The sequence below is a fragment of the Streptomyces sp. ML-6 genome, assembly GCF_030116705.1.
Lineage (GTDB): Bacteria > Actinomycetota > Actinomycetes > Streptomycetales > Streptomycetaceae > Streptomyces.
Window position 1 is genome coordinate 4,509,721 of record NZ_JAOTIK010000001.1, and the last position, 23,286, is coordinate 4,533,006.

A 23,286-nucleotide genomic window follows, 5' to 3' on the forward strand; every position below is an offset into this window, starting at 1 on the left:
TTTATGGCCGAGCATCAGAACATTCGAACTGGTCGTCACTGTGCTTTCGTCCTCCACGCCCACTTGGTTTTCGTGACGAAGTACCGGCACAAGGTCTTCAAGGGCACGCACCTGACGCGCATGGAGGAGATCATGCGCGCCGTGTGCGAGGACTTCGAGTGCGAGCTGGTGGAGTTCAACGGCGAGAACAACCACGTGCACCTGCTGGTGAACTTCCCGCCGAAGGTGGCCCTGTCCAAGCTGGTCAACTCGCTGAAAGGCGTCAGCTCCCGCAGGCTCCGCCAGGAGTTTCCCGACCTCGTCCGGCACTACTGGCGGGCTCAGCGGCTCTGGTCCGGTTCCTACTTCGCCGGATCAGCCGGCGGCGCGCCGCTGTCGATCGTCCGTCAGTACATCGAGCAGCAGAACCGTCCGCTCCAGCCTGCGGGTCAGAGCAGCGCTCAGAATCGCTTCACCTCCCCCGTAAACGGGGAGCACTGCGATTAGTCCCGGTAGCACCCGCCGGCGCCCGGCCGACCGCAGGGCCGGGCCCCGCAGCCGGTCGGCCGGTTGCGGGGCCGGGTACTACAGCCGGCTCAGCGAGGCCGCGGCGAACAGCACGTCGCGGATCGCCTCGCGGTCCCCCTGCTGTCCGGCCGCCGCCTCCACCGGCGGCACGTGCCCGGCGACCAGCCGGCAGAACTCCACCCCGTCCAGCGCGACCTGCGCCACCGTGTGATCGGGCGAGCCGAGCGCGGCCGGGGAGTCCAGCGGGATGTACCAGTCGCCGCCGCCCGAGCCCTCGATCTCCAGATGCAGCGAACGGCCCGGCGAACCGGCGGTCACCAGATGGCGGGCCGGTCCGGCCAGCCCGGACCTGCGCCGCCCGGCGAGCGCGGCCGGGATCATCCGGGCCGCCAGGTCGATCATCCGGTTGAGGTGGGCGGCGGACGGCGCCTCGTACGGATAGTCCACCGCGTCCGCGATGTCGCCGCCGTGCACCCAGCACTCGAAGGCCCGGTCCAGCAGGGCGTCGTGCATCGGCAGGGCGAAGTCGCCGTAGGAGACGGACAGTTCGGAGACCCCGCGACCGGCGAAGGACACCGTGCGGATGAGGGTGTGGCTCTGGGCGCGCCACGGTTCGCGGACGGCGCGGGTGGGCGGCAGCCGGGCGGCGGACCAGTACTTCTCGGTGCGCGGGGCGGGTGACAGCGGCCAGTCGTCGGCCCGGCCGGTGACCCCGTCGCCGAGGGGGACGTCGAGGCCGAGGGCGGTGGCGACCAGCCCGTCGACGGTCATGAGGTGGCCGATGACGCCCGCGACCGTCGTCCGGCGCCGGGCCTGCTGCTCCTCCTCGAACCACTTCAGGCGCACCGGTGCGTGCCACTCCGGGGCGCCGATGTCGCGGAGCAGCGCGTCCAGCCGCGCGGTCTCCGCGTCGTACGGGGCGGCCCAGTCCGGCACCGGGATGCCGGGCGGGCGGCGGGTCAGACAGGAGTCGATCACCCGGTTGCGCAGGGCCGGATCGAGGTCCAGGCTGCGGTCGGTGTGCAGCAGGCCGACCGCGTCGCGCAGCCGCAGGGCCTCGTCCGCGCAGGCGGCGCACTCGGTCAGGTGCGCCTCGACGGCATCGGTCTCCTCGGCCGAGCAGGCGGTCAGGGCCCAGGCGCCGAGGAGGGCCTTGAGGACGTGGTGCGAAAGCGTCGGCACCGGGGCGGGCGGGTCCGGCCGGTCCGGTGGTGCCCCGGTGGTTTCCGGCTCCGGTGTCGTCGGCCGGGGCGTCGGCCACGCGGCCCCGGGCACGGGCTGCGGCGGAGGGACGGCGTCGAGGGCGAGGTCGTCCGCGGCGCCCCGCGGGCCCGGAACGCGCCGGCCGCCCCGCATCTCGTCGTCGCGCCGGCCGTCGTCCGCGCGGCCGGCGGCGTCGTCACTGTTCAAGGGGCTGTCCGTATCCGGGCGGCGACATCCCCTCCAGCGGACGGGAGCGGGCGGTGGAGAGCAGCTGCAGTCCCAGCCGCAGCCGGCGGCGGGCCTCGTCCTCGCTGACCCCGAGGTCGGACGCGGTCTGCCGGTAGTCCCTGCGCTGGATGTGGGCGAGTTCCAGCGCGGCCCGCAGCGGGGCGGGCATGGAGGAGACGATGTAGTCGGCGCGGGCCGCGGCCGTGGCCAGCCGCACCCGCTCCTCCAGCTCCTTCTCGATCTCCTCGTCCGTGCCGTCCCGGAGGTCGGCCTCCTCGCGCAGCCGCCGCACGGACTGGCGGTGCGTGAGCCGGGCCACCCAGGAGCGCATCGAGCCCTGCTTCGGGTCGTACGCGTCCGGGTGCTCCCAGACGTAGCCGAAGACCTCGCGGGTCACCAGGTCGGCGGCGGTCTCGTCGTCGAGCATCCAGTGGGCCTGGCTGTGCACGAGCGGGGCGAACCGGTCGTAGAGCTCGCCGAGGGCCGCCGCCTCACCGCGTGCCAGCCGCTGCTGCATCTTGCGGTCCCAGCGGGGTGGTGCGTTTTTCGCCATGCGAACTCCCGGCCCTGTTCCCCTCGTCACACCGAATGTAGTCGGACACGCCGATCGAGCACGTCTTTTTGCGGCAAGTACGCCCCCGGAGAGGCCCGGGATGATAAGGAATGCGCCGCCCGGCGGTGCCGGAACCCGACCCGGAACGATCATTTCTGTTTGGATGCGGTTGCGCCCCGTGACGCGCCCCGGTGTTTCACCGGTGTACGACCGGGGCACGCGCGAGAAGGAACGGAAACTTCCGGATCGCCGGAATTCCCCGGAACGAGAGGCCCCGTCACGTGAGGAGTCCCCGCCTTACCGGAAACCGCCCGGCGCCGGTGGTCGCCCACGCCGCCCGGCCCGCCCAGGAGCACTCACGGGAGCCGCTGGAGGTCGTCGGGACCGAGCGGGACGGGTGGACCGTGCTGCGGGTGCGCGGCGAACTGGACCTGGTGTCGTCGCCCGTCGTGCGGCAGTCCGTCCACGACGCGGTCGCCGTCGGCCGCCACGACGTGGTGCTCGACCTCTCCGAGGTCCTGTTCTGCGACTCCAGCGGCGTCGGCGTGCTGATCGCCTCCCGCCGACTGATGCGCTCCTGCGGCGGCCGGCTGCGGCTGATCCTGCCGGACCGGGGCGCGGAGGAGGGCTCCCACCTCAACCGGGTGCTCGCCGCGCTGGGCGTGCGCCGGCTCTTCGACGTCTACCCCGACCCGGACGCCGCCGTCGACGGCCGGGCCCGGCCGCTCTCGGCCTGAGTTCCCGCCGGGCGACCGCGCCTGATGACCGGGTCGTGACAACCACGAGGCGCACAGGTGACACGTGACGTCCGCCGACCCCGTACGCTCCACGCATGGACAGCGCAGAGTACGAGCGCAAGATCGCTCACCGCTTCGCCGCCTTCGACCAGGACGGCAACGGGTACATCGATCGGGCCGATTTCAACGCCGCCGCGGCCCGGCTGCTCGCCGAGTTCGGCACGACGGCCCGTTGCGACAAGGGGCAGGCGCTCTACACGGGGGCCGAGGCGTTCTGGCAGGGCATGGCGGGCATCGCCGACGTGGACGGGGATCAGCGGGTCACCCGCGAGGAGTTCGTGGGCGGGGCCGTGAAGCGGCTGCGCGACAACCCGGAGCGCTTCGCGGAGATCGCCCGCCCGTTCCTGCGCGCCGCCATCGCCGTGGCGGACGGGGAGGGCGCGGGTTCCGCGTCCGTGTCCGCCGTGGAGCGGGCGCTCGTGGTGCTGGGCGCGGACGACGCCACGGCAGGGCTCGCGGCCCGGGGCCTGGACGCGGACGGGGACGGCAGGATCGCGGAGCAGGACGCGGTGGCGGCCCTCGCCACGTACTTCACGGTGATCGCCCCGGACGCGTAGCCCCCTCGTCCTTCCGGGTACGGAGCCGGGCGCCGCGCCCGGCTCCGTACCCGCCGTCGTTCCCGCCCGTGTTGTCGGCCTGTTGGCCCGTCGGCTCTCAGGCGAACCGTTCCCGCAGGCGGTACTTCAGCACCTTGCGCAGGGTCTCGTTCCGCGGCAGCTGCGCCACCACCTCCAGGCGTTCGGGCAGTTTGTGCACGGCGAGGCCGGCCGCCCGCAGGTGCTCGGTGAGTTCGGGCAGGGTCAGCGGCGGGGTGCCGGGGGGCTGTTCGACCACCGCGCAGACGAGTTCGCCGCGGGCCGGGTCGGGCAGGCCGATCACCGCGGCGTCGCCGACGGCGGGGTGCTGGTGCAGCAGGTCCTCTATCTCCTTGGCGGAGATGTTCTCGCCCTTGCGGATGATGATGTCCTTCAGCCGGCCGGTGAGCACCAGGTGGCCGCTCTCCCGGAGGTGGCCGACGTCGCCGGTGATCAGGAAGCCCTCCGCGTCGAACGCCGCGGCGGACGCCTCCGGGTCCAGGTAGCCCCGGCAGACGGCTTCCCCGCGCAGCCGTACCTCGCCGTCCGTGCCGGGCGGCAGCGGGGTGCCGTGCTCGTCGGTGATCCGGATCTCCATGCCGGCCGGCGGGCGGCCCTCCGTTCCGGCGAGGTGTTCGGCGGTGTCCTCCGGGTCGCCCATCGTGATCATGGGGACCTCGGTCATGCCGTAGCCGTGGGTGAGCTGGACGCCCATCTCGCGCACCGCCGCGTGGTAGATCTCCGGCGGCTTGGGGGCGCCGCCGCCCGCCAGCAGCCGCAGGGTGGGGACGGGCTTCCCGGCCGGGTCCTTGCGCTGCTCGGCCAGGAACATCGAGTAGAACGCGGTGGACCCGCCCGCGACCGTCACCCCGTGCCGCCGGTACTCCGGCAGGGCGTCCGGCAGGGCGAAGTGCTCGAAAAGCACTGCGGGGAACCCGTACAGCAGCAGCATCACCGAGTAGTCCGGCCCGGCGACATGGGCGAACGGGAAGGCCATCGAGCCGACGTCGTCCCCCGTCAGCCGCAGCGCGTGGGCCAGGCAGGAACCGCCCGCGATCAGGCTGCGGTCGGTGTGCAGCACGCCCTTCGGATCGGAGGTGGTGCCCGAGGTCCAGTAGATCCAGCGCACCGCCGTGCCGTCGTCGGGCGGCGGCGGGAGCACCGACGGATCGCCGTCCGGCAGCGCGTCGTACGCCTCGAACACCACCGGCCGTCCCCCCGTCGCCAGGCGGGCGGCCATCGCCGTGTGGTCGAAGCCGCGCCAGGTGCCCGGTACGGCGAAGAACTCCGCCTTCGACTCGCGCAGCGCGAACCCCACCTCGCGGTCCCGGTAGAAGGGGATGACGGGCGACTGCACCGCCCCGATCCGGGCCAGCGCGAAGGACAGCAGCACCGTCTCGATCCGGGTCGGCAGCTGCCAGGCCACCACCCGGCCGGGGCGCACGCCCAGTTCCCACAGCCCGGCCGCGACCCGTTCGCCGCGCTCGCGCAGCCCGCCGAAGGTCAGCGTGCGGTCGCCCTGGATCAGGAAGGCGCGGTCCGGGGTCAGGGCGGCCCGGTGCTCGACGAGTTCCCAGAAGGTGCCCGAGGTGCTCAGGGCGTGTGCGGTCCCGGTCACGGCCGACCCCTCTCGAATGCTGACGGATAGTCAGATAGTGCGGAGAGCGTAGAGCGCCGCGCCTTGTCGGTCCAGGGGTGCGGGGCTAGCCTGAGGGCGACATCGATCTGACGGGTCATCAGAAATGCGTTCGCCGAAGGGGACACCATGACGGAACTGCCTCGGATCGTCAGCGTCGACGACCATGTGATCGAGCCGCCGCACCTCTTCTCGACCTGGCTGCCCGCCAAGTACCGCGAGCGCGGTCCGCAGCCGCTCACCGCGGGCATCGGCGAGCTGGCGTACACCGGCGGCAAGTACGTCATCACGATGGACCCGGACGGTCCGCCCACCGACTGGTGGATCTACGAGGACCTGAAGTTCCCGTACAAGCGCAACATCGCCGCCGTCGGCTTCGACCGCGACGACATGACGCTGGAGGGGATCACCCGGGCGGAGATGCGCCCCGGCTGCTGGGACCCGGCCGAACGGCTGAAGGACATGGACCTCAACCACGTCGAGGCCAGCCTCTGCTTCCCGACCTTCCCGCGCTTCTGCGGCCAGACCTTCGCCGAGGCCCACGACAAGGAGGTGGCGCTCGCCTGCGTGCGCGCCTACAACGACTGGATGGTCGAGGAGTGGTGCGGCGACAGCGGCGGCCGGCTCATCCCGCTCTGCCTCATCCCGCTCTGGGACATCGATCTGGCCGTCGCCGAGATCCGGCGCAACGCGGCGCGCGGGGTGCGGGCGGTGACCTTCTCCGAGATCCCCACCCACCTCGGGCTGCCCTCGATCCACACCGGTTACTGGGACCCCTTCTTCGCCGTCTGCGAGGAGACCGGCACGGTCGTCAACATGCACATCGGGTCCAGCTCGCAGATGCCCGCCGCCTCGCCGGACGCCCCGCCCGCCGTGCAGGCCGGCCTCTCCTTCAACAACGCCATGGCCTCGATGATGGACTTCCTGTTCAGCGGGGTCCTGGTGCGCTTCCCCCGGCTCAAGCTCGCCTACAGCGAAGGGCAGATGGGCTGGATCCCGTACGCCCTGGAACGCGCCGACGACGTCTGGGAGGAGCACCGGGCCTGGGGCGGGGTGCGCGATCTGATCCCCGAGCCGCCGTCCACGTACTACTACCGGCAGATCTTCTGCTGCTTCTTCCGCGACAAGCACGGCGTCGCCTCGCTCGACGTCGTCGGACGCGACAACGCCACCTTCGAGACCGACTACCCGCACGTCGACTCGACCTTCCCGCACACCAAGCAGGTAGCCCTGGACCACGTCGGCGGCCTGGACGACGAGACCGTCTACAAGCTGATGCGCGGGAACGCGATCCGGATGCTCGACCTGGACCTGGACAAGTAGGCGGGCATGGACCTCTCGTACACGCCGCAGGAGGAGGAGTTCCGGGCCCGGCTGCGCGCGTGGCTGGCCGCCGTGCTCCCCTCGCTGGCGGCGCGGCCCCACCCCGACGACTGGCCGGGGCGCCGCGCGTACGACACCGCCTGGCAGCGGATGCTGTACGACGCCGGGTACGCCGGTCTGCACTGGCCCGTCGACGCGGGCGGCCGGGGCGCCACCCCGGCCCAGCACCTGATCTTCCTGGAGGAGACGGAACGGGCCGGGGCCCCGTACGTCGGCGCGAACTTCGTCGGGCTGCTGCACGCCGGCCCGACGATCGCCGCCGAGGGCACGGCGGAGCAACGGGCCCGCTGGCTGCCCCCGGTGCTGCGCGGCGACGAGATCTGGTGCCAGGGGTTCAGCGAGCCCGACGCCGGTTCGGACCTCGCCGCGCTGCGGACCCGGGCGGTGCGCGACGGCGACCACTACGTGGTGAGCGGCAGCAAGATCTGGACCTCGCACGCGGAGGTCGCCGACTGGTGCGAACTCCTGGTCCGCACGGACCCGGCGGCGCCCCGGCACCGCGGGATCAGCTGGCTCGCCATGGAGATGGACACCCCCGGCGTCACCGTCCGCCCGCTGCGCACCCTCGCCGGCTCCACCGAGTTCGCCGAGATGTTCCTCGACGAGGTGCGGGTGCCGGTCGCCAACCGGGTCGGTGCGGAGAACGACGGCTGGCGGGTCACCATGGTCACGCTCTCCTTCGAGCGCGGCACGGCGTTCGTCGGCGAGGTGGTCGCCTGCCGCCGCACCCTGGACGCCCTGGCCGCCGAAGCACGGGCCGACGGCCGCTGGGACGACCCGGTGCTGCGCCGCCGGCTGGGCCGGCTGAACGCCGAGTTCCGGGCGCTGTGGCGGCTCACCCAGTGGAACGTGGGCGAGGCCGGGCGGGGCGGCGTCGTGGGCACCGGCGGTTCGGTCTTCAAGCTGCGCTACTCGCAGGCCCGCCAGGAACTGTACGAGGCGGCCGCCGAGGTGCTCGGCGCGGACAGCGCGGACCTGGACCGGGAATGGGTCCTGGACCGGCTGTCCTCGCTCTCGTACACCATCGCCGCGGGCACCTCGCAGATCCAGCGGAACATCGTCGCCGAGCGGCTGCTCGGCCTGCCGAAGGGGCGCTGACGCGGCATGGACTTCCAGCTCTCGGACGACCAGCGGGCCCTGCGGGCGGGGGTGCGGGAACTGCTCGCCGGACGCTTCGGCAGGGACCGGATGCGGGCCGACCTCGACGCCGGTGCGGGACTCGACCGGACGCTGTGGCGGGAGCTCGCGCGGGCGGGGTTCTTCGCGCTGCGGCTGCCGGAGGCGGAGGGGGGTGTCGGACTCGGACTGCCGGAAGCGGTCCTCCTCTTCGAGGAGGCGGGGGCCGCGCTGCTGCCGGGGCCCCTGGTCGCCACCCAGCTCGCGGCCGGTGCGGTGAAGGGCGCGGCGGAGGGCGAGGCGGTGGTGACGGCCTGGGAACCGGGCCGGCCGGTGGCACACCTGGACGGGGCCGACGCGCTGCTCGTACCGGGGAGCGAGGGGGCGGCCGTGCTGCGGGACGCCGGCCGGGCGCGGGAGTCCGCCGTACCCGTACGGTCGCTCGATCCGTTCACACCGCTGTGGCGGGTGACGAATCCTCCCGAGGTGGGGGAACAGGTGTCGGACGGGGGGCGGTTACGGACGGAGGGGGCGCTCCTGACTGCTGCCGAACAACTCGGAAGCGCCGCGCGCACGACCGACATGGCCGTTCAACACGCCGGTGCGCGCGAGCAGTTCGGTTCGCCGATCGGGTCCTTCCAGGCGGTCAAACACCTGTGCGCGGAGATGCTGGTCCGCGCCGAGCTGGCCCGCTCCGCGGTGTACGCGGCGGCCGTGACGGCGGACCCGGTGGAGATCGCGGGCGCCAAGCTGCTCGCCGACGAGGCCGCGGTCCGCAACGCCCGCGACTGCCTCCAGGTGCACGGCGGCATGGGCTTCACCTGGGAGTCCGACGTCCATCTCCACCTCAAACGGGCCTGGTTGCGGGCCGGGTGGTGGATGACGGCGGAGGCGGCCGAGGAGGTTCTCGCGACGGACCTGTGCTGAGGCCGGGCGGTTTCCGCGCGGCTCGTGCGCGGGTGGGCGGGGGCGGTTCCCGCACGGCAGGCCGGGGTGCGAGCTTCACGCTGCGGAGTCACGCAGCGCAGCCGGCGGGCGCGGACCCGGATGCGTGCCCCTTCCATGATTCGTCACGGGACGGAGTCGGCTCCGTGCTCGGGTACGCTCCGTGGGGTGCGACAGCAACTGGAATCAGATGCTCCGGGGGTGGCCCGTACGGCGGCCCCGGTCCGGCTCCGGCGCGCTGCTCGTATATCGCACAGAGGCTCGGGGCCTGCCCGGAAAGCGATTCCGGCACCCCGATCGGGCCTCAGTTCGATTCCCCGCAATGTGCGTCGCACAGTATGCACCACGCGTACTCCTTCGCGCTGGAATATGCCCGAAGCGCTTGTTGCGGTGACTGTACGTCAACCATGCTGTCTCATAGGGGAGTCACGTTCCGTGACCCCGAGGAGGCGCGAGGCGATGTGTCCGCCGGTTCGGATGGTGTGAGCGGTGCAGGTGCTTCAGGTTCAGCTGGAAGTCGGGCCGGATCCCGCGGAGGTGGGACGGGCCCGTAGATGGGCGCGGTCGAGGCTGATCGGGTCCGGGATACGGGACGACGAGCCGCTGGCGGAGACGCTCATCCTGCTGATCTCGGAACTGGTCACCAACGCGGTGGTCCACACCGGATGTCCGGCCGTGCTGCGCATGCTGTTCGGTTCGGCGGGCGGGTCCGGGACCGTGCGGGTCGAGGTGGCCGACGCCAGTTGCCGCCCGCCGCAGCAGCGGCACGCCGAGGGCGAGGACACCAACGGCCGGGGCCTGGAGCTGGTCGACGGCCTCGCCGACCGCTGGGGCTGGCAGCCGGAGGGCGCGGGCAAGCGCATCTGGTGCGAGGTGGACCGTGGCGCTCCGGTGATCCAGGGCGTGCCGGGGGTCCATGACGTGCCATGCGTTCATGACGTGCCGGGTGTCCACGATGTGCCAAGCGTCCATGACGTGCCGGCCGGCCACGGCGCGCGGAGCGCGCACGGGGTGCAGGAACCGGGCGGCGGGGACCGCGCGGCGTATCGGCCCCCGCGCACCGTCACCCGAGGTGCATAAAGGTTAAAGCAGTCTCCCGGGGCGGGGTCGCGCGCCGTTGTCGAACGGCGGACGCCGCTGCGGGAACCCGGCCCACGGGGTCGCGGCGGCTGCGGCACGGAGCCGCGCCGGGGCCGCGGCCCCGGCCCGGCCTGGCCCGGCCTGTGGAGAACGGCCGTGCCCCCCGCTCCGACGCGCGTTCTGCCTGGTGGGAGGGGTCTCCTACTTTCGTAGGGTGTCCTGCGCGTCCGCTGCTGGCAGGATCGGATCGTCGATCGAGACCGGCGGCCGAGGACGCCGCCGCGGCGGCGTCGGCCCGCGCGCTCCCGGTGCCACTCGGCTGTTTCCTGCAACGTCGCCCTGCCGGTCCCCTGCGGCGGGACCGGCAGGAATTCACGCCGAGGAAATCGGGGTGAAGGAAGAAAGAAAAGATGTTTCCTGCCCGCCGGGGGCGGAGACGACCGTGCGTCCCGGAGCGGTTGGGTTCTCGCTTTCCGCCGTGTTCGAGGTCGAGGTGCGAAAAAGGAAAGCCGACCGTCAAGGGTCAGAAGGGCATGAGATGAATCCCACCATCAAGGCACTGGTCGGCGGCGGTGTCACCTTCGTCGTCGGGCTGGTGCTCTGGCAGTTCACCGGGGACGTGGAAACGCCCGTCGTCACCCTGACCAAACTCGGTGTCGTATTAATGGCGCTGGGTGTGCTGGAGGTGTTGTACGGGCTGTACAAGGGAGTTGTCCGGGGATGAGGGCCGTCCCGTCATCCGTTCATTTCCGGCCCGAACCCCCACTGCTCATTGTGATTTCATGACCGTGTGACAGCTCTCGGCGTTTTATGGAACAGGATCTCCCGCTTCGAGCGGAAGGACGTCCTGCCCGCCGCCGGGCTGTTCGTGGTGGGCGCCGCCCTCTACGTCGTCGGCTGGTATCCGTTCTTCCGTGACGTGCACGCCTTCGCGCCGTGGAACGTGTCCATCGGCTGGCGGCTGATCCCCCTCGGCGGTGCCTGCGCGGCCGTGCTGGTCCGCAGGCGGCTGCCGATGTCCGCACTCGGCGCCGGTCTGTTCTTCGGTGCGGTCGACGTGCTGATGGGCTTCAGCATCTCCATGCTGCTGGTGCTGTCGGAGCTGCTCTACAGCGCCACCCTGCACGCCTCCCGGTACGCCGGCCGGATGCTCGTGCGCACCGTCATCGCGCTGATGGCGGTGGGCGCGGCGGTCCTGCTGTCGGTGATGCGCGACTGGCAGGCCATCGTGCTGCTGGTCATGCTGATGCTCACCATCGTGTTCGTCCCGGTCTGGTGGGCCATGACGGTGCGCCAGGAACGGGACGTGGCGGAGGCGGAGCGCTCCCGGGCGGAGCAGCAGGCCACCATCGCCGAGCTCGACCGGCGCACGGCCGTGGCGGAGGAACGGGCCCGGATGGCGCGGGAGCTGCACGACGTGATCGCCGGTCACCTCTCCGCCATCGCCATCCAGTCGGACGCCGTGGGGTCGATGAGCGAGGATCGGGCGGCCGTCGACGAGGTGCTCCGCACCATCCGGAAGAACAGTGTGGACGCGCTGCGCGAGATGCGCGCCATGATCGAGCTGCTCCGGGGCCAGAACACCGAGGGGGAGCAGGTCTCCTGCACCGCGCCCGCTCGCCTGGCCGAACTGGACGCCCTGCTCGAATCGGCGCGCGCCGCCGGGCTGGACGTCACCGTGACCGTCGGGGCGGCGGACGACCCGGCGGGTGGTCCGGCGGACGGCCCGCTGCACGGGCTGCCCGCCTCCGTCGACCTCGCCGCCTACCGGATCGTGCAGGAGGCGCTGACCAACGCCGTCAAGCACGCAAGGGGGGCGCGCACCTGGGTCACCGTGCGCCCCGAGGGCGGCGACCTGTACGTGGAGGTCGTCAACGAGCTGGCCGGCGAGGAGATGTCCGTCCTGCCCGGCGCCGGCATCGGCCTGCTCAACATGCACGAGCGCGCGGTGGCGATCGGGGGAACGATTTCAGCAGAGCCGGTCGGCGATCGCTGGCGGGTTCACGCCGTACTCCCGCTGGGAGGAGAGAGGGAGCATGCGCATGAAGGTTCTGGTCGCTGACGACCACGCGGCGGTGCGGTCGGGGCTGGTGCTCATACTGGGCCGGGCCGACGGCATCGAGGTGGTCGGCGAGGCCGCCGACGGCAACAGCGCGGTGCGGATGGCGCGGGAGCTGCGGCCCGACGTGGTGCTGATGGACATCCGCATGCCGGGCGGCGGCATCGAGGCCACCCGCGTCCTGGTCTCGGAGGGCGTCTGCCAGGTGCTCGTCCTGACCACCTTCGACCTCGACGAGTACGTCTACGCCGCGCTGCGGGCCGGGGCCGCGGGCTTCCTGATCAAGTCCGTGGAGGCCCGGCAACTGGTGGAGGCGGTACGGCTGGTGGCACAGGGCGACGGCGTGCTGGCGCCGCAGATCACCCGGCGGGTGATCTCGAAGTTCGCCGGTTCCGTCGCCCCCGTCCGGCCCCGCCCCGAGGGGCCGGCGCAGCTCACCGACCGCGAGCGGGACGTATTCGAGTGCCTGGGCGAGGGGTTGTCCAACCAGCAGATCGCCCGGCGGCTCTACATCAGCGAGACGACCGTGAAGTCCCATGTCTCGCACATCCTGGCCAAGTTGGGGCTGCGCTCCCGGGTGCAGGCCGCGATCCTCGTCCAGGAGCGCGGTCTCGGGGGCGAGCAGCCCGCGCGGTGAGAGCCCTTCCGGGCGGGCCGGTGGGCGGCCGCGTGGGGGGCGTGCCGTTCAGAGGACGGCGACGGGTGCGACCGGGGCGCCGGTCGCACCCGTGAACGGCTCCGGCGTCGCGGAGAGCAGGAAGGCGTACCGCCGCTCCTGCGCACAGACCGTGGACAGCTCCTCCAGGTTCCAGTTCTGGCCCTGGAGCATGCCCATCTCGACCAGGTCCAGCGCGTGCACCCCCAGCCACAGGTCGTCGATCTCCGGCGGGAAGATCTCGAAGGTCAGGGTGTCGTTGGCGACGGCCGCGACATCGCGTGCGCGGAACCACTCGGGCGTCCGGACCGAGAGGCCGGGCGACGGGTGGGCGTACGCGTTCCGGTCGCCCGCCAGGAGGACCCGCATCTGCCCGGTCCGTACGAGCACGATGTCGCCCGCCCGGACCCGGACGCCCGCCAGCTCCTCCGCCGCCTCCAGGTCCTCCGGGGTGACGGCGTGGCCGCCGGGCAGCCGGTCCGTGTTGTGCGCGCGGGCCACGTCGAGCAGCACCCCGCGCGAGACGACGTGCGCCACCTTGTCGATCCCGCCGAACCGGGCGCCCTCGTGCGGGGTGATCGTGTCGGCCGGGCGGCCGTTGTAGAGCCTCCCCGAGTGCGAGACATGGCTCAGGGCGTCCCAGTGGGTGGCCGTCTGCAGGCTCAGGACCGCCATGTCGTCGCTGGTGGCGACGGTGCCGGGGCCGAAGAGCTCCTGGTTGATCTGGACCATGGTGTGCACCGGGTTGATCCGCCCGGGGACCAGTCCGCTCTGCACGCCGTCCGGCCCGAGGGGGAGGGCGAGCGGGACCCGCAGCCCGCTGCGCACGGTGGCCGCCGCCTCGCGCACGACGGCGTCGGTGATCAGGTTGAGCGTCCCGGTCTCGTCGTCGGCGCCCCAGCGGCCCCAGTTGTTGACCCGCTCGGCGATCTCGTGGAACTCGGCCGGCAGTGACACGGTGCCTCCCGGGGCTTGTGCTCGTGGACCTGATGGCCCATAAAATCTAACGGTCCGTCAGAAACCGCGGGAAGGGGCCGGGCGTGGGGAACTTCTTGGCAGGCAAGGTGGTCGCCGTGACGGGGGCCGGGCGCGGCATCGGGCGGGCGGTCGCACTCGCGGCGGCGGCCGAGGGGGCGCGGGTCGTCGTCAACGACTACGGGGTGTCCGTCGGGGGCGGCGAGCCGAGCAGCGAGGTGGCCGAGTCCGTCGTCGAGGAGATCGTGGCGGCGGGCGGCGAGGCGGTGGCCGTGGCCGACGACATCTCCACGATGGCGGGCGGGCAGCGGGTCGTGGACACGGCGCTCACCCGGTACGGGCGGGTCGACGGGGTCGTGTGCGTGGCCGGCATCCTGCGGGAGCGGATGCTGTTCAACATGTCCGAGGAGGAGTGGGACCCGGTGGTCGCCACCCACCTCAAGGGCACCTTCACCGTCTTCCGGGCCGCCTCGGCGGTGATGCGGAGGCAGGACGGCGGCGGCACGCTGATCGGCTTCACCAGCGGCAACCACCAGGGCAGCGTCGCCCAGGCGAACTACAGCGCCGCGAAGGGCGGGATCATCTCGCTGGTGCGCAGCGCGGCGCTCGGCCTGCACAAGTACGGCGTCACGGCCAACGCCGTGGCCCCGGTCGCCCGGACCCGGATGTCCGCCGGCGTGCCCATGGAGCTCAAGGAGATCGGCGAGCCGGAGGACGTGGCCGCGTTCGTCGTCTACCTGCTCGGCGACCGGGCCCGCAAGGAGGGCATCACCGGCCAGGTGTACACGGTCGCGGGCCCGAAGATCGCGGTCTGGGCCCAGCCGAGGGAGCTGCGGGCGGGTTACGTGGAGGGGGCGTGGACCCCGGAACGGATCGCGGACTTCCTGCCGGGGACGGTGGGCACGGACCCGATGCCGATGCTGGCACGGCTGGAGGAGATGGCCGCCGCGGCGAAGGCCGGGACGAGGCCGAACGCCTGACGGGCCCCTTTCCCGAACGGCACCGGCCCCGGGCCCGGACTCGCTTTTCGAACGGCAGCGGCCCCGGCCACGACGGTGGCAGCGGCAACAGCAGGGAGGCACCGTGGACTTCGACTTCGGCCCCGACGACACCGCGTTCCGCGAGGAGGCCCGCGGCTGGCTGGCGGCGCACCTGGTCGGCGAGTACGCGGCGGCGGCCGGCACCGGCGGCCCCGGCAGCGAGCACGAGGGCTTCGCGGTCCGCCGGGCCTGGGAGCGCGAGCTGGGCCGGGCCGGCTGGATCGGCCTCGGCTGGGACGACCGCGGAGCCGGCCACGGCAACCGGCACGCCACCCTCACCCAGCAGGTCGTCTGGGCCGAGGAGTACGCCCGGGCCGCCGCCCCCGCCCGGGTCGGCCACATCGGCGAGAACCTCCTCGCCCCGACCCTGATCGCGCACGGCAGCCCGGAGCAGCGGCGCCGCTTCCTGCCCGCCGTCGCCCGGGGCGAACAGCTCTGGTGCCAGGGATACAGCGAACCGGGCGCCGGCTCGGACCTCGCCGCGGTGCGGACCGTCGCGGTGCCCGACGCCGCCGGCGGCCACCGCGTCACCGGGCAGAAGATCTGGACGTCACTGGCCCGGGAGGCCGACTGGTGCTTCGTGCTGGCCCGCACCACCCCCGGCTCGCGGCGCCACCACGGCCTGTCGTTCCTGCTCGTGCCGATGGACCAGCCGGGCCGGATCGAGGTGCGGCCGATCCGGCAGATGTCCGGGACCAGCGAGTTCAACGAGGTCTTCTTCGACGGGGCGCACGCCGAGGAGTGCGTCGGCGGCGAGGGCAACGGCTGGCAGGTCGCCATGGGGCTGCTCGCCCGGGAGCGCGGCGTCTCCACGCTCGTCCAGCAGATCGGGTTCGCCGCCGAGCTCGACCGGGTGGTCCGGGCCGCCGTCGGGAGTGGCGCCGTCACCGATCCGGTGCTGCGCGACCGCCTCGTCCGCCAGTGGGCGGAGCTCAAGACCATGCGCTGGAACGCCCTGTGCACCCTGGGCGGCGCGGACGACCCCGGCGCGCCCAGCGTGGCGAAGCTGCTGTGGGGCGGCTGGCACAGGCGCCTGGGCGAACTGGCCGTGGCGGTCAGGGGCGCGGCGGGCGCCGTCGGCCCGGCCGCCTGGTCGGCGGAGGCACCGTACGAACTCGACGAGGCACAGCGGCTGTTCCTGTTCAGCCGGTCCGACACCATCTACGGCGGCTCGGACGAGATCCAGCGGAACATCATCGCCGAGCGGGTGCTCGGCCTACCGAGGGAGACGGGATGAGAGGCGTCGTCTTCGACGGCATCCGGACCGAGGTCGTCGACGACCTGGAGGTGCGCGAGCCTGGCCCCGGCGAGGTGCTGGTGGCGGTGGCCGCGGCCGGACTGTGCCACAGCGATCTGTCCGTGATCGACGGGACGATCCCGTTCCCGGCGCCGGTGGTGCTCGGGCACGAGGGCGCGGGCGTGGTCGAGGCGGTCGGCGCGGGCGTCTCCCATGTGGCGCCCGGCGACCACGTGTCCCTGTCCACGCTCGCCAACTGCGGGGCCTGCGCCCAGTGCGACCGGGGCAGGCCGACCATGTGCCGCAAGGCGATCGGGATGCCGGGGCAGCCGTTCTCCCGGCAGGGGAAGCCGCTGTACCAGTTCGCCTCCAACTCGGCCTTCGCCGAACGGACCCTGGTCAGGGCCGTGCAGGCGGTGAGGATCCCGAAGGACCTGCCGCTGGCCTCCGCGGCCCTGATCGGCTGCGGGGTGCTGACGGGCGTCGGCGCCGTGCTCAACCGGGCGAAGGTGGACCGGGGCGACACGGTCGTGGTGATCGGCACCGGCGGCATCGGGCTCAACGTGATCCAGGGCGCCCGGATCGCGGGCGCCCTGACGATCGTCGCCGTCGACAGCAACCCGGAGAAGGAGGAGGCCGCCCGGGGGTTCGGCGCCACCCACTTCCTGACCTCGGCCGACGGGGTGCGGGAGATCCTGCCCCACGGCGCCGACCACGCCTTCGAATGCGTCGGCCGCACGGAGCTGGTCCGGGCCGCCGTCGACCTGCTGGACCGGCACGGCCAGGCGGTCCTGCTGGGCGTCCCGGCCGCGACGGCCGAGGCCTCGTTCCTCGTCTCGTCGATGTACCTGGACAAGTCGATCCTGGGCTGCCGGTACGGCTCCTCGCGCCCGCAACGGGACATCGCGCTCTACGCGGACCTGTACCGGGAGGGCCGGCTGCTCCTGGACGAACTCGTCACCCGCACCTACCCGGTGGAGGACTTCGCCGGGGCGGCGGACGACGCGCGCCACGGCCGGGTGGCCCGGGGCGTGCTGGTGTTCTGACCGCCCGGCCCGGAACGTGCGGGGTCTCGGACCTGCTCGGCCCGGAACGTGCGGGGCCTCAGACCCGCCCGGACCGGAACGTGCGCCGGTACACCGTCGGGGACACCCCCAGCGCCGCCTGGAGGTGCTGCCGCAGCGACGTGGACGTGCCGAAGCCCGCGTCCCTCGCCACCTGGTCGATCGACAGGTCCGTCGACTCCAGCAGCTGCCGGGCCCGTTCGACCCGCTGCCGGGTCAGCCACTGGACGGGGCTGACCCCGACCTCCTCCCGGAACCGGCGGGTGAACGTCCGCACGCTCATCGACTCCTGCTGCGCCATGTCGCGCAGCTGGATCGGCCGCTCCAGCCGCCCGAGCGCCCAGGTGCGGGCGGTGGTCGTGGTCGCGAACCGGTCGTCGGGCACGGGGCGCCGGATGTACTGCGCCTGCCCGCCGTCCCGGTGCGGGGGCACGACCGTGCGGCGGGCGACGTCGTTGGCGACGGCGGTGCCGTGGTCGCGGCGCACGATGTGCAGGCAGAGGTCGATCCCGGCGGCGACCCCGGCGGAGGTCAGGACGTCCCCGTCGTCGATGAACAGGACGTCCGGATCGACCCGTACCTTCGGGAAGAGCTGCTGGAAGTGGTCGGCATGCCACCAGTGGGTGGTGGCGGGCCGCCCGTCCAGGTACCCGGCGGCGGCCAGCACGTAGCTGCCCGTGCAGATGGAGACCATCCGGGTGCCCGCCCGGACGTGCGCGAGCGCGGCGGCGAGCTCGTCGGTGAGCCGGCCCTCCGTGTGGACGGGGCCGAGTTCGTAACTGGCGGGGATCACGACCGTGTCGGCGGTGGCCAGGGCCTCCGGGCCGTGCTCGACGGTGATCGTGAAGTCCGCGTCGGTACGGATCGGCCCCGGGGCGCGGACGGAGCAGGTCACGACCTCGTACAGGCTGCGGCCCCTGTCGTGGGCCTCGACGCCGAACGAGCGGCCGAAGATCCTCTGCGGAATGCCCAACTCGAAGGGGAGCAGCCCGTCGAGGGCCAGGACGGCGATCCGGTGCGGCATGGGCGGCATGGGCGGACTCCCTTCACCTCGTCCTAGCTGGTATAGACCTAGTTGGTATAGACCACAAGCCGTCGTGCGTCATCGCACGAGGAGGACAAGGCCGACGGTGCCCCCACGCATTCCCGGCCCGGCGTTCCCGCACGCCCCGTCGTGCCCCCGTCACGCCTCCCGGGGGCGGAACCGGAAACATGGGCACCGGGATCGGTCGAGGGAACACCGCGGCAGGTGGGACGGAAGGGGAACGGGGAGATGCACGAGGAAACGGTGGCGGGGGAGTCCCGCACGGTCCGGCGCGCACGCACGACTCGGCGCGCCCGCGCGGTCGCGGCCGGGGGCGCGGTGCTGACCGTCCTCGCCGGGCTCGGGGTCAGGGCGTTCGCGGACGGCGACTTCGCCAAGTACGCCGGGGACGCGCTCTACACCGTGCTGATCTGCGCCCTGGTCGCCGTGATCGCGCCCGGCGCGCGCCCGGCCGTCGCGGCCGGGGCGGCGCTGTCGTTCAGCTGGGCGGTGGAACTGCTGCAACTGACCGGGATACCGGCGGACCTCGCCGGCCGCAGCGCGGTGGCACGGCTGGTGCTCGGCTCGACGTTCAACGCGCCCGACCTGTTCTGGTACGCGGTGGGGGCGGGGTTCGCCTGGGCGGTGGCGGCCCTGGTCACTTCCCCTTCTTCTCCCGGCTGCGCTCCTCGGACTTCTGCATCTCGATGACCTCGAAGACGTGGGCGCTGGTCTGCCTGCGCACACTGCCGGCGACCAGCAGCCCCGTACCGAGGACGGACAGGGGCACGGAGATCCCCAGGAGGGTCAGCTGCTTCGGTACGCCGCTCTCCACCTTGTACACCGACGTGCCCCCGTAGTAGTACGTGTCCTCCGGGTCCGCCAGCAGGAAGCCCAGCCAGACCCACAGGACGCAGGCGATGAGCAGCAGTACGGCGCCCCAGGTCTGCATCAGCGCGGAGCGGTGGTGGAAGTGCTGACGTGCCGTCCACTGCATGGAATCCCCCAGGATCGGCGCGCGACGGGGCCGGCGGGCCCGGCTCGTCGGCCGACTGGCGATCGTACGCGCCCACGGAACCCCTCTTCGGCCCGCCCCTCCGACGGGGAGGGCGGCGATCCCCGTGGCCCGATTCCTGCGAACCGTGTCCCTCCGGCCACTCGTGGCGGTACGCGCCCGACCGGATGCTGGGTGACGTGACCCAGACGACCCAAAGCCCCGCCGACCGGGACGGCACCCGGCACGAAGGACGCGGCGACGACCGGAACGGCGACCGGCGGACGGCCTCCGAGGCCCCCCGCCGCCCCGCCCGACGACGCGTCCACCGCGCCTGGATCGTCGCCGTCGTCACCTTCGTGACGATCATCGGCGGCGCCGCCTTCAACTCCCTGCCCGGCCTCCTCATCGACCCGCTCCACACGGAATTCGGCTGGTCGCGGGGGGAGATCGGGCTCGCGGTCTCCATCGACATGGCGCTGTACGGGCTGACCGCGCCGTTCGCCGCCGCGCTGATGGACCGCTTCGGCATCCGCAGGGTGGTCGTCGTCGCGCTCGGCGCGGTGGCGGCCGGGGCGCTGGCCAGTGTCTGGATGACCGCCTCCTGGCAGCTGATGATCTACTGGGGCCTGCTCGTCGGCCTCGGCACCGGCTCCATGGCGCTGGCGTTCTCCGCCACCGTCACCAACCGCTGGTTCGTGGCCCGGCGCGGCCTGGTCACCGGCATCCTCACCGCCGCGGGCGCCTCCGGCCAGCTGGTCTTCCTGCCGCTGTGCGCCTGGATCGTCTCCGAGCACGGCTGGCGCCCGGCCTCGGTGACCGTGGGGCTCGCGGCCCTGGTCGTCGTCCCGTTCGTATGGCTCCTGCTGCACGACCACCCGGCCGACGTGGGCCTCGCCCCGTACGGCGGTACGTACGTGGAGAAGCCCGCGCCCGAACGGGGCGCGGCGGGACGGGCCGTGCGGGTCCTGATCGAGGCGGCGCGCACCGGGCCGTTCTGGCTGCTGGCGGGGACGTTCGCGATCTGCGGCGCCTCCACCAACGGCCTGATCCGTACGCACTTCGTTCCCTCGGCCCACGACCACGGCATGCCGATCACCGCCGCGGCCTCGCTGCTCGCCGTCATCGGGATCTTCGACGTCATCGGCACGATCTTCTCCGGCTGGCTCACCGACCGCTTCGACGCCCGCCGGCTGCTCGCCGTCTACTACGCGCTGCGCGGGATCTCGCTGCTCTTCCTGCCGATGCTGATGGCGCCGACGGTCCAGCCGCCGATGGTGTTCTTCATCGTTTTCTACGGCCTGGACTGGGTCGCCACCGTCCCGCCGACGCTGGCCCTGTGCCGGGAGCAGTACGGCAAGGACAGCGCCATCGTCTTCGGCTGGGTCCTCGCCTCCCACCAGGTGGGCGCGGCGCTGGTGGCGTTCCTCGGCGGGGTCGCGCGGGACGCGTTCGGCTCGTACGACGTGGTCTGGTACGCGTCGGGGGCGCTGTGCGCGACGGCGGCGCTGATGGCCCTGGTGATCCGGCGGGTCCGCGAACCGGAGGACGAGGACGCGGTCGTGACCACGGGCTGAACGGCGGGCGGGGCGGCGGACCGAACGGCGGGCGGGGCGGTCCGTGCCTCAGGCCGCCCGGCCGTCGGCGGAGAGTTCCCCGGCGACGGCCAGGAAGACGTGGAGGTTCACGACGTCGCTGACCGCGGCGTTGCACCAGACACCGGATCCGCCGGGTCCACCGGATCCGGTAGGTCCACCTGGGCCGCCGGTCCTCGTGACGAGGACCCTGCCCGCCGCGATCCGGATCTCCCGGACGTCCGACCAGGGGAGGCGCCCCATCGTCCTGGCGGTGATGCCGGTACGGGAGAGCGAGAAGTACCCGAAGTCGACCGTCCCGCCCTCCCGGGCCGACCGCAGGGCCGTCGGGCCCTGGGCGCGCAGGACGCACTGCTGCATGTGGGGTCCCCAGATCTCGGGGCCTTCGTAGAAGTGGGTGATGCCCGCGCTGTCGCGGCCCGGCCCCACGGCGGAGTAGACGTACTCGGTGGGCCCGGGAATGCCGTTGATGATCTTCTGGGTGATGTCCTGGTAGAGCCGCACGGAATCCCAGCGGATGACGACCGTGCCGTCGCCGGACTGCGGGTTCACGATCAGCCCGTTCTCGAACAGGTGGAGACGCTTGGCGGCCTGCTTCCGGCTGAAGTCCGGCGTCCGGCGCAGCCACCAGAGAAACAGCAGACCGGGTATCACGAACATCACCAGGAGGTGGATCGTCATGAAGATGTAGAGGGCGAAGATCAGTCTGTTCAAGCGCTTGGGGACGAACGTGCCTTCCAGGGCGCCGAGTCGGTGGGTCGAGGCCAGTTCGACGGCCTCGGGCGACAGGGGTTTCGGTGCTGCTGCCATGAATTTCTTCCTCGGGTGCGCAGGGGCGTCGGATGTCGGCGGAGCGGGGCCGGCGGCGGCGTCCGATCCCGTTCCCCGACGCTAGGGCGGCACCGGGCATCCCACCAGCGACTGGATCGCATGCGAGCCATGCTTGGATGGAATGTGTTCGAGATCGACGCACTGCGTCTGCTGGTGACCGTGGCCGAGTCCGGGTCCTTCACGAAGGCCGCGTCCCAACTCGCCTATACCCAGTCCGCGGTGTCCCGGCGCATCGCCTCGCTGGAGAAACGCGCGGGCGGCCCGCTCTTCGAACGGCTTGCCCGGGGCGTGCGGTTGACCCCGGCCGGGCACGCGCTGCACCGGCATGCCGTGGAGGTGCTCGACCGCCTGTCGAGGGCGGAACACGAGATGGCCGCGATCCACGCGGGGCGGGGCGGGACGCTGCGGGTGGGGGCGTTCGCCACGGCCAACATCTCCTTGGTCCCCGGTGCGTTGCGGGCGTTCTCGCGGTCCGCGCCGGACGTCGAGGTCATCGCGACCGAGGGCCGGAGCGGGGCGCTGATGCGGGGCCTCGCGGAGGGGGCGCTCGACCTGGCCGTGGTGAGCGACTACCCGGCCTGCCCGCCGTCCTTCGACACCGTCACGACCGAGGTCCTGCTGGAGGACGAACTGTTCGTCGTGCTCTCCCGCACGCACCGCCTGGCCGGGGCCGGAACGGTCGACCTGCGCGAACTGCGCGACGAGACCTGGCTCCAGGACGTGTCCGCCGACCGGCCCACGCTGCTCGCCGAGGTGTGCGCCCGAGCCGGTTTCAGGCCGAGGCGGACGATCAGGATCGCCGAATGGACCGGAAAGTTCGGCTTTGCGGCTGCCGGACTGGGAGTCGCGCTGGTCCCCTCGCTGGCCGCCTGGGCGGTCCCCGCCGAACTCTCCGTCTGCCGACTCGGCGACCTCGCGCCGCGCCGCACCGTGCACGTCGCGCTGCCCGCCGCCGCCCCGCTTCCGGCGGCGCTGGGACTGCGGGAGCTGCTGCGCGAGGCCGTCGGCTGAACGACCGTCCGCCGGGGGCTGCGGAGGCGGCCCTCGGGGCCGCGGAGGCGGGCCGAGCGGCTGTCGGCCGGGGGTGGGCGGCGTTCAGCCGTCGAGCGGCCCGAACCGTCCGAACGTCCCCCGGTGGAACAGCAGCGGCCCGGCCCCCTCCGGCCCCGTCCCGTCCGCCGCCCCCGCCGCTCCCAGCGCCTCCACCCGGCCGACGACGATCAGGTGGTCGCCCCCGGTGTGGACGGCGTGGATGCGGCAGTCGATCCAGGCCGGTACGGAATCCAGCAGCGGTGACCCGGTCACCGGCGCCGCCCCGTACGCCACCCCCGCGAACTTGTCGGCCCCGCTCACCGCGAAGCCCCGGCACAACGCGCCCTGGTCCGCGCCGAGGACGTTGACGCAGAAGAGCCCGGCGCGGGCGATGCGCGGCCAGGTCGTCGAGGTGCGGGCGACCATGAAGGCGACCAGCGGCGGATCGAGGGAGAGCGACGCGAAGGACTGGCAGGCGAAGCCCGCCGGACCCCCCTCGCCGTCCGGGGCGGGCGCGGTGACGACGGTGACCCCGCTGGCGAAGTGGCCCAGCACGCGGCGGAATTCGGCCGGGTCGACGGGAGGACGCTCGTCGTCGGCGACCGCCCGCAGCTCCGGGCGCGGCAGCGGATCGACGGGCGCCGGTCCCGTACCGGTGGCGGCACCGACGGACCTGAGGTACCGGAGGGCGGTGGCGGCCATGCCTGCGTGTCCCATCATCCCTCGATTAGAGCTGACGGCTCGTCAGATTGGAAGG

Annotated in this window: 23 protein-coding genes and 1 pseudogene; 16 read left to right on the forward strand and 8 right to left on the reverse strand. The window is 72.7% G+C overall.

Annotated features, from left to right (window positions below):
* Nucleotides 1-3 precede the first annotated feature (3 nt).
* Nucleotides 4-414 (forward strand): annotated as a pseudogene (gene tnpA / locus OCT49_RS20080) (IS200/IS605 family transposase); the annotation flags it as partial.
* 150 nt (nucleotides 415-564) lie between these two features.
* Here the strand turns inward: tnpA and OCT49_RS20085 are convergent.
* Nucleotides 565-1,863 (reverse strand): zf-HC2 domain-containing protein, encoded by a 1,299-nt coding sequence (locus OCT49_RS20085; RefSeq protein WP_283855872.1) that lies wholly within the window; start codon nucleotides 1,861-1,863, stop codon nucleotides 565-567.
* Nucleotides 1,864-1,906: 43 nt separating this feature from the next.
* Complete coding sequence (locus tag OCT49_RS20090; RefSeq protein WP_283853239.1) at nucleotides 1,907-2,491, reverse strand: RNA polymerase sigma factor; 585 nt, start codon at nucleotides 2,489-2,491, stop codon at nucleotides 1,907-1,909.
* A 368-nt stretch (nucleotides 2,492-2,859) separates the two neighbouring features.
* Here OCT49_RS20090 and OCT49_RS20095 point away from each other — a divergent pair, with 368 nt between their 5' ends.
* Both OCT49_RS20095 and OCT49_RS20100 read left to right on the forward strand, forming a co-directional pair.
* Nucleotides 2,860-3,228 carry an STAS domain-containing protein gene (locus OCT49_RS20095; RefSeq protein ID WP_283855873.1) on the forward strand — a complete coding sequence of 123 codons (369 nt, stop codon included), beginning with the start codon at nucleotides 2,860-2,862 and terminating at the stop codon, nucleotides 3,226-3,228.
* A gap of 95 nt (nucleotides 3,229-3,323) precedes the next feature.
* Nucleotides 3,324-3,845, forward strand: coding sequence for an EF-hand domain-containing protein (locus OCT49_RS20100; protein ID WP_283853240.1), 522 nt, complete (start codon nucleotides 3,324-3,326; stop codon nucleotides 3,843-3,845).
* Between the two features lie 97 nt (nucleotides 3,846-3,942).
* On the opposite strand, the gene OCT49_RS20105 is transcribed toward OCT49_RS20100, so the two are convergent.
* The gene (locus OCT49_RS20105; protein WP_502963397.1) at nucleotides 3,943-5,481 is read right to left on the reverse strand and encodes a class I adenylate-forming enzyme family protein; all 1,539 of its coding nucleotides are present in this window, start codon (nucleotides 5,479-5,481) and stop codon (nucleotides 3,943-3,945) included.
* A gap of 147 nt (nucleotides 5,482-5,628) precedes the next feature.
* Here OCT49_RS20105 and OCT49_RS20110 point away from each other — a divergent pair, with 147 nt between their 5' ends.
* The 7 genes from OCT49_RS20110 to OCT49_RS20140 all read left to right on the forward strand — a co-directional run bounded on the left by OCT49_RS20110 (nucleotide 5,629) and on the right by OCT49_RS20140 (nucleotide 12,719).
* Nucleotides 5,629-6,822: an amidohydrolase family protein gene (locus tag OCT49_RS20110; protein ID WP_283853241.1), complete on the forward strand. Its 1,194-nt coding sequence runs from the start codon at nucleotides 5,629-5,631 to the stop codon at nucleotides 6,820-6,822.
* Nucleotides 6,823-6,828: 6 nt separating this feature from the next.
* Nucleotides 6,829-7,980 (forward strand): acyl-CoA dehydrogenase, encoded by a 1,152-nt coding sequence (locus OCT49_RS20115; protein WP_283853242.1) that lies wholly within the window; start codon nucleotides 6,829-6,831, stop codon nucleotides 7,978-7,980.
* A gap of 6 nt (nucleotides 7,981-7,986) precedes the next feature.
* Entirely contained in the window at nucleotides 7,987-8,925 is a 939-nt protein-coding gene (locus OCT49_RS20120; protein ID WP_283853243.1) for an acyl-CoA dehydrogenase family protein, read from the forward strand.
* A gap of 507 nt (nucleotides 8,926-9,432) precedes the next feature.
* The gene (locus OCT49_RS20125; protein ID WP_283853244.1) at nucleotides 9,433-10,023 is read left to right on the forward strand and encodes an ATP-binding protein; all 591 of its coding nucleotides are present in this window, start codon (nucleotides 9,433-9,435) and stop codon (nucleotides 10,021-10,023) included.
* Between the two features lie 538 nt (nucleotides 10,024-10,561).
* A complete protein-coding gene (locus OCT49_RS20130) occupies nucleotides 10,562-10,747 on the forward strand; it encodes a DUF5708 family protein (protein ID WP_283853245.1) in 186 nt (61 codons plus the stop codon).
* A 66-nt stretch (nucleotides 10,748-10,813) separates the two neighbouring features.
* Entirely contained in the window at nucleotides 10,814-12,085 is a 1,272-nt protein-coding gene (locus OCT49_RS20135; RefSeq protein WP_283853246.1) for a sensor histidine kinase, read from the forward strand.
* Entirely contained in the window at nucleotides 12,060-12,719 is a 660-nt protein-coding gene (locus OCT49_RS20140; RefSeq protein ID WP_283853247.1) for a response regulator, read from the forward strand. The genes OCT49_RS20135 and OCT49_RS20140 overlap by 26 nt, the downstream gene beginning before the upstream one ends.
* Nucleotides 12,720-12,767: 48 nt before the next feature.
* Here the strand turns inward: OCT49_RS20140 and OCT49_RS20145 are convergent, their stop codons facing one another.
* Nucleotides 12,768-13,694, reverse strand: coding sequence for a cyclase family protein (locus tag OCT49_RS20145; RefSeq protein ID WP_283853248.1), 927 nt, complete (start codon nucleotides 13,692-13,694; stop codon nucleotides 12,768-12,770).
* Nucleotides 13,695-13,777: 83 nt separating this feature from the next.
* Here OCT49_RS20145 and OCT49_RS20150 point away from each other — a divergent pair, with 83 nt between their 5' ends.
* The 3 genes from OCT49_RS20150 to OCT49_RS20160 all read left to right on the forward strand — a co-directional run bounded on the left by OCT49_RS20150 (nucleotide 13,778) and on the right by OCT49_RS20160 (nucleotide 17,035).
* Entirely contained in the window at nucleotides 13,778-14,692 is a 915-nt protein-coding gene (locus OCT49_RS20150; protein WP_283853249.1) for an SDR family oxidoreductase, read from the forward strand.
* 103 nt (nucleotides 14,693-14,795) lie between these two features.
* Nucleotides 14,796-15,989, forward strand: coding sequence for an acyl-CoA dehydrogenase family protein (locus OCT49_RS20155; protein WP_283853250.1), 1,194 nt, complete (start codon nucleotides 14,796-14,798; stop codon nucleotides 15,987-15,989).
* A complete protein-coding gene (locus OCT49_RS20160) occupies nucleotides 15,986-17,035 on the forward strand; it encodes a Zn-dependent alcohol dehydrogenase (protein WP_283853251.1) in 1,050 nt (349 codons plus the stop codon). Before OCT49_RS20155 ends, OCT49_RS20160 begins: the two co-directional genes overlap by 4 nt.
* Nucleotides 17,036-17,093: 58 nt before the next feature.
* Here OCT49_RS20160 and OCT49_RS20165 read toward each other — a convergent pair whose 3' ends face one another.
* Nucleotides 17,094-18,077: a GlxA family transcriptional regulator gene (locus OCT49_RS20165; RefSeq protein WP_283855875.1), complete on the reverse strand. Its 984-nt coding sequence runs from the start codon at nucleotides 18,075-18,077 to the stop codon at nucleotides 17,094-17,096.
* A 249-nt stretch (nucleotides 18,078-18,326) separates the two neighbouring features.
* On the opposite strand from OCT49_RS20165, the gene OCT49_RS20170 reads away from it, so the two are divergent.
* Nucleotides 18,327-18,788 (forward strand): ribosomal maturation YjgA family protein, encoded by a 462-nt coding sequence (locus OCT49_RS20170; RefSeq protein ID WP_283853252.1) that lies wholly within the window; start codon nucleotides 18,327-18,329, stop codon nucleotides 18,786-18,788.
* Here the strand turns inward: OCT49_RS20170 and OCT49_RS20175 are convergent.
* Nucleotides 18,736-19,074, reverse strand: coding sequence for a hypothetical protein (locus OCT49_RS20175; RefSeq protein ID WP_283853253.1), 339 nt, complete (start codon nucleotides 19,072-19,074; stop codon nucleotides 18,736-18,738). The two genes, OCT49_RS20170 and OCT49_RS20175, sit on opposite strands and share 53 nt — an antisense overlap.
* Nucleotides 19,075-19,259: 185 nt before the next feature.
* Here OCT49_RS20175 and OCT49_RS20180 point away from each other — a divergent pair, with 185 nt between their 5' ends.
* Nucleotides 19,260-20,648, forward strand: coding sequence for an MFS transporter (locus tag OCT49_RS20180; RefSeq protein WP_283853254.1), 1,389 nt, complete (start codon nucleotides 19,260-19,262; stop codon nucleotides 20,646-20,648).
* Nucleotides 20,649-20,696: 48 nt separating this feature from the next.
* Here OCT49_RS20180 and OCT49_RS20185 read toward each other — a convergent pair whose 3' ends face one another.
* The gene (locus tag OCT49_RS20185) at nucleotides 20,697-21,476 is read right to left on the reverse strand and encodes a DUF6585 family protein (RefSeq protein ID WP_283853255.1); all 780 of its coding nucleotides are present in this window, start codon (nucleotides 21,474-21,476) and stop codon (nucleotides 20,697-20,699) included.
* A gap of 144 nt (nucleotides 21,477-21,620) precedes the next feature.
* Here OCT49_RS20185 and OCT49_RS20190 point away from each other — a divergent pair, with 144 nt between their 5' ends.
* Nucleotides 21,621-22,508, forward strand: coding sequence for a LysR family transcriptional regulator (locus tag OCT49_RS20190; protein ID WP_283855876.1), 888 nt, complete (start codon nucleotides 21,621-21,623; stop codon nucleotides 22,506-22,508).
* A gap of 84 nt (nucleotides 22,509-22,592) precedes the next feature.
* Here OCT49_RS20190 and OCT49_RS20195 read toward each other — a convergent pair whose 3' ends face one another.
* Nucleotides 22,593-23,231 carry a flavin reductase family protein gene (locus OCT49_RS20195; RefSeq protein WP_283855877.1) on the reverse strand — a complete coding sequence of 213 codons (639 nt, stop codon included), beginning with the start codon at nucleotides 23,229-23,231 and terminating at the stop codon, nucleotides 22,593-22,595.
* Between the last annotated feature and the right edge of the window lie 55 nt (nucleotides 23,232-23,286).

Excerpts from the sequence above, each read along its gene's own strand:
- OCT49_RS20085 (WP_283855872.1), bottom strand. The coding sequence starts at position 1,863 with ATGCGGGGCGGCCGGCGCGTTCCGGGCCCGCGGGGCGCCGCGGACGAC.
- OCT49_RS20090 (WP_283853239.1), bottom strand. The coding sequence starts at position 2,491 with ATGGCGAAAAACGCACCACCCCGCTGGGACCGCAAGATGCAGCAGCGG.
- OCT49_RS20100 (WP_283853240.1), top strand. The coding sequence starts at position 3,324 with ATGGACAGCGCAGAGTACGAGCGCAAGATCGCTCACCGCTTCGCCGCC.
- OCT49_RS20110 (WP_283853241.1), top strand. The coding sequence starts at position 5,629 with ATGACGGAACTGCCTCGGATCGTCAGCGTCGACGACCATGTGATCGAG.
- OCT49_RS20115 (WP_283853242.1), top strand. The coding sequence starts at position 6,829 with ATGGACCTCTCGTACACGCCGCAGGAGGAGGAGTTCCGGGCCCGGCTG.
- OCT49_RS20120 (WP_283853243.1), top strand. The coding sequence starts at position 7,987 with ATGGACTTCCAGCTCTCGGACGACCAGCGGGCCCTGCGGGCGGGGGTG.
- OCT49_RS20130 (WP_283853245.1), top strand. The coding sequence starts at position 10,562 with ATGAATCCCACCATCAAGGCACTGGTCGGCGGCGGTGTCACCTTCGTC.
- OCT49_RS20140 (WP_283853247.1), top strand. The coding sequence starts at position 12,060 with ATGCGCATGAAGGTTCTGGTCGCTGACGACCACGCGGCGGTGCGGTCG.
- OCT49_RS20160 (WP_283853251.1), top strand. The coding sequence starts at position 15,986 with ATGAGAGGCGTCGTCTTCGACGGCATCCGGACCGAGGTCGTCGACGAC.
- OCT49_RS20165 (WP_283855875.1), bottom strand. The coding sequence starts at position 18,077 with ATGCCGCACCGGATCGCCGTCCTGGCCCTCGACGGGCTGCTCCCCTTC.
- OCT49_RS20170 (WP_283853252.1), top strand. The coding sequence starts at position 18,327 with ATGCACGAGGAAACGGTGGCGGGGGAGTCCCGCACGGTCCGGCGCGCA.
- OCT49_RS20175 (WP_283853253.1), bottom strand. The coding sequence starts at position 19,074 with ATGCAGTGGACGGCACGTCAGCACTTCCACCACCGCTCCGCGCTGATG.
- OCT49_RS20180 (WP_283853254.1), top strand. The coding sequence starts at position 19,260 with ATGCTGGGTGACGTGACCCAGACGACCCAAAGCCCCGCCGACCGGGAC.
- OCT49_RS20185 (WP_283853255.1), bottom strand. The coding sequence starts at position 21,476 with ATGGCAGCAGCACCGAAACCCCTGTCGCCCGAGGCCGTCGAACTGGCC.
- OCT49_RS20195 (WP_283855877.1), bottom strand. The coding sequence starts at position 23,231 with ATGGCCGCCACCGCCCTCCGGTACCTCAGGTCCGTCGGTGCCGCCACC.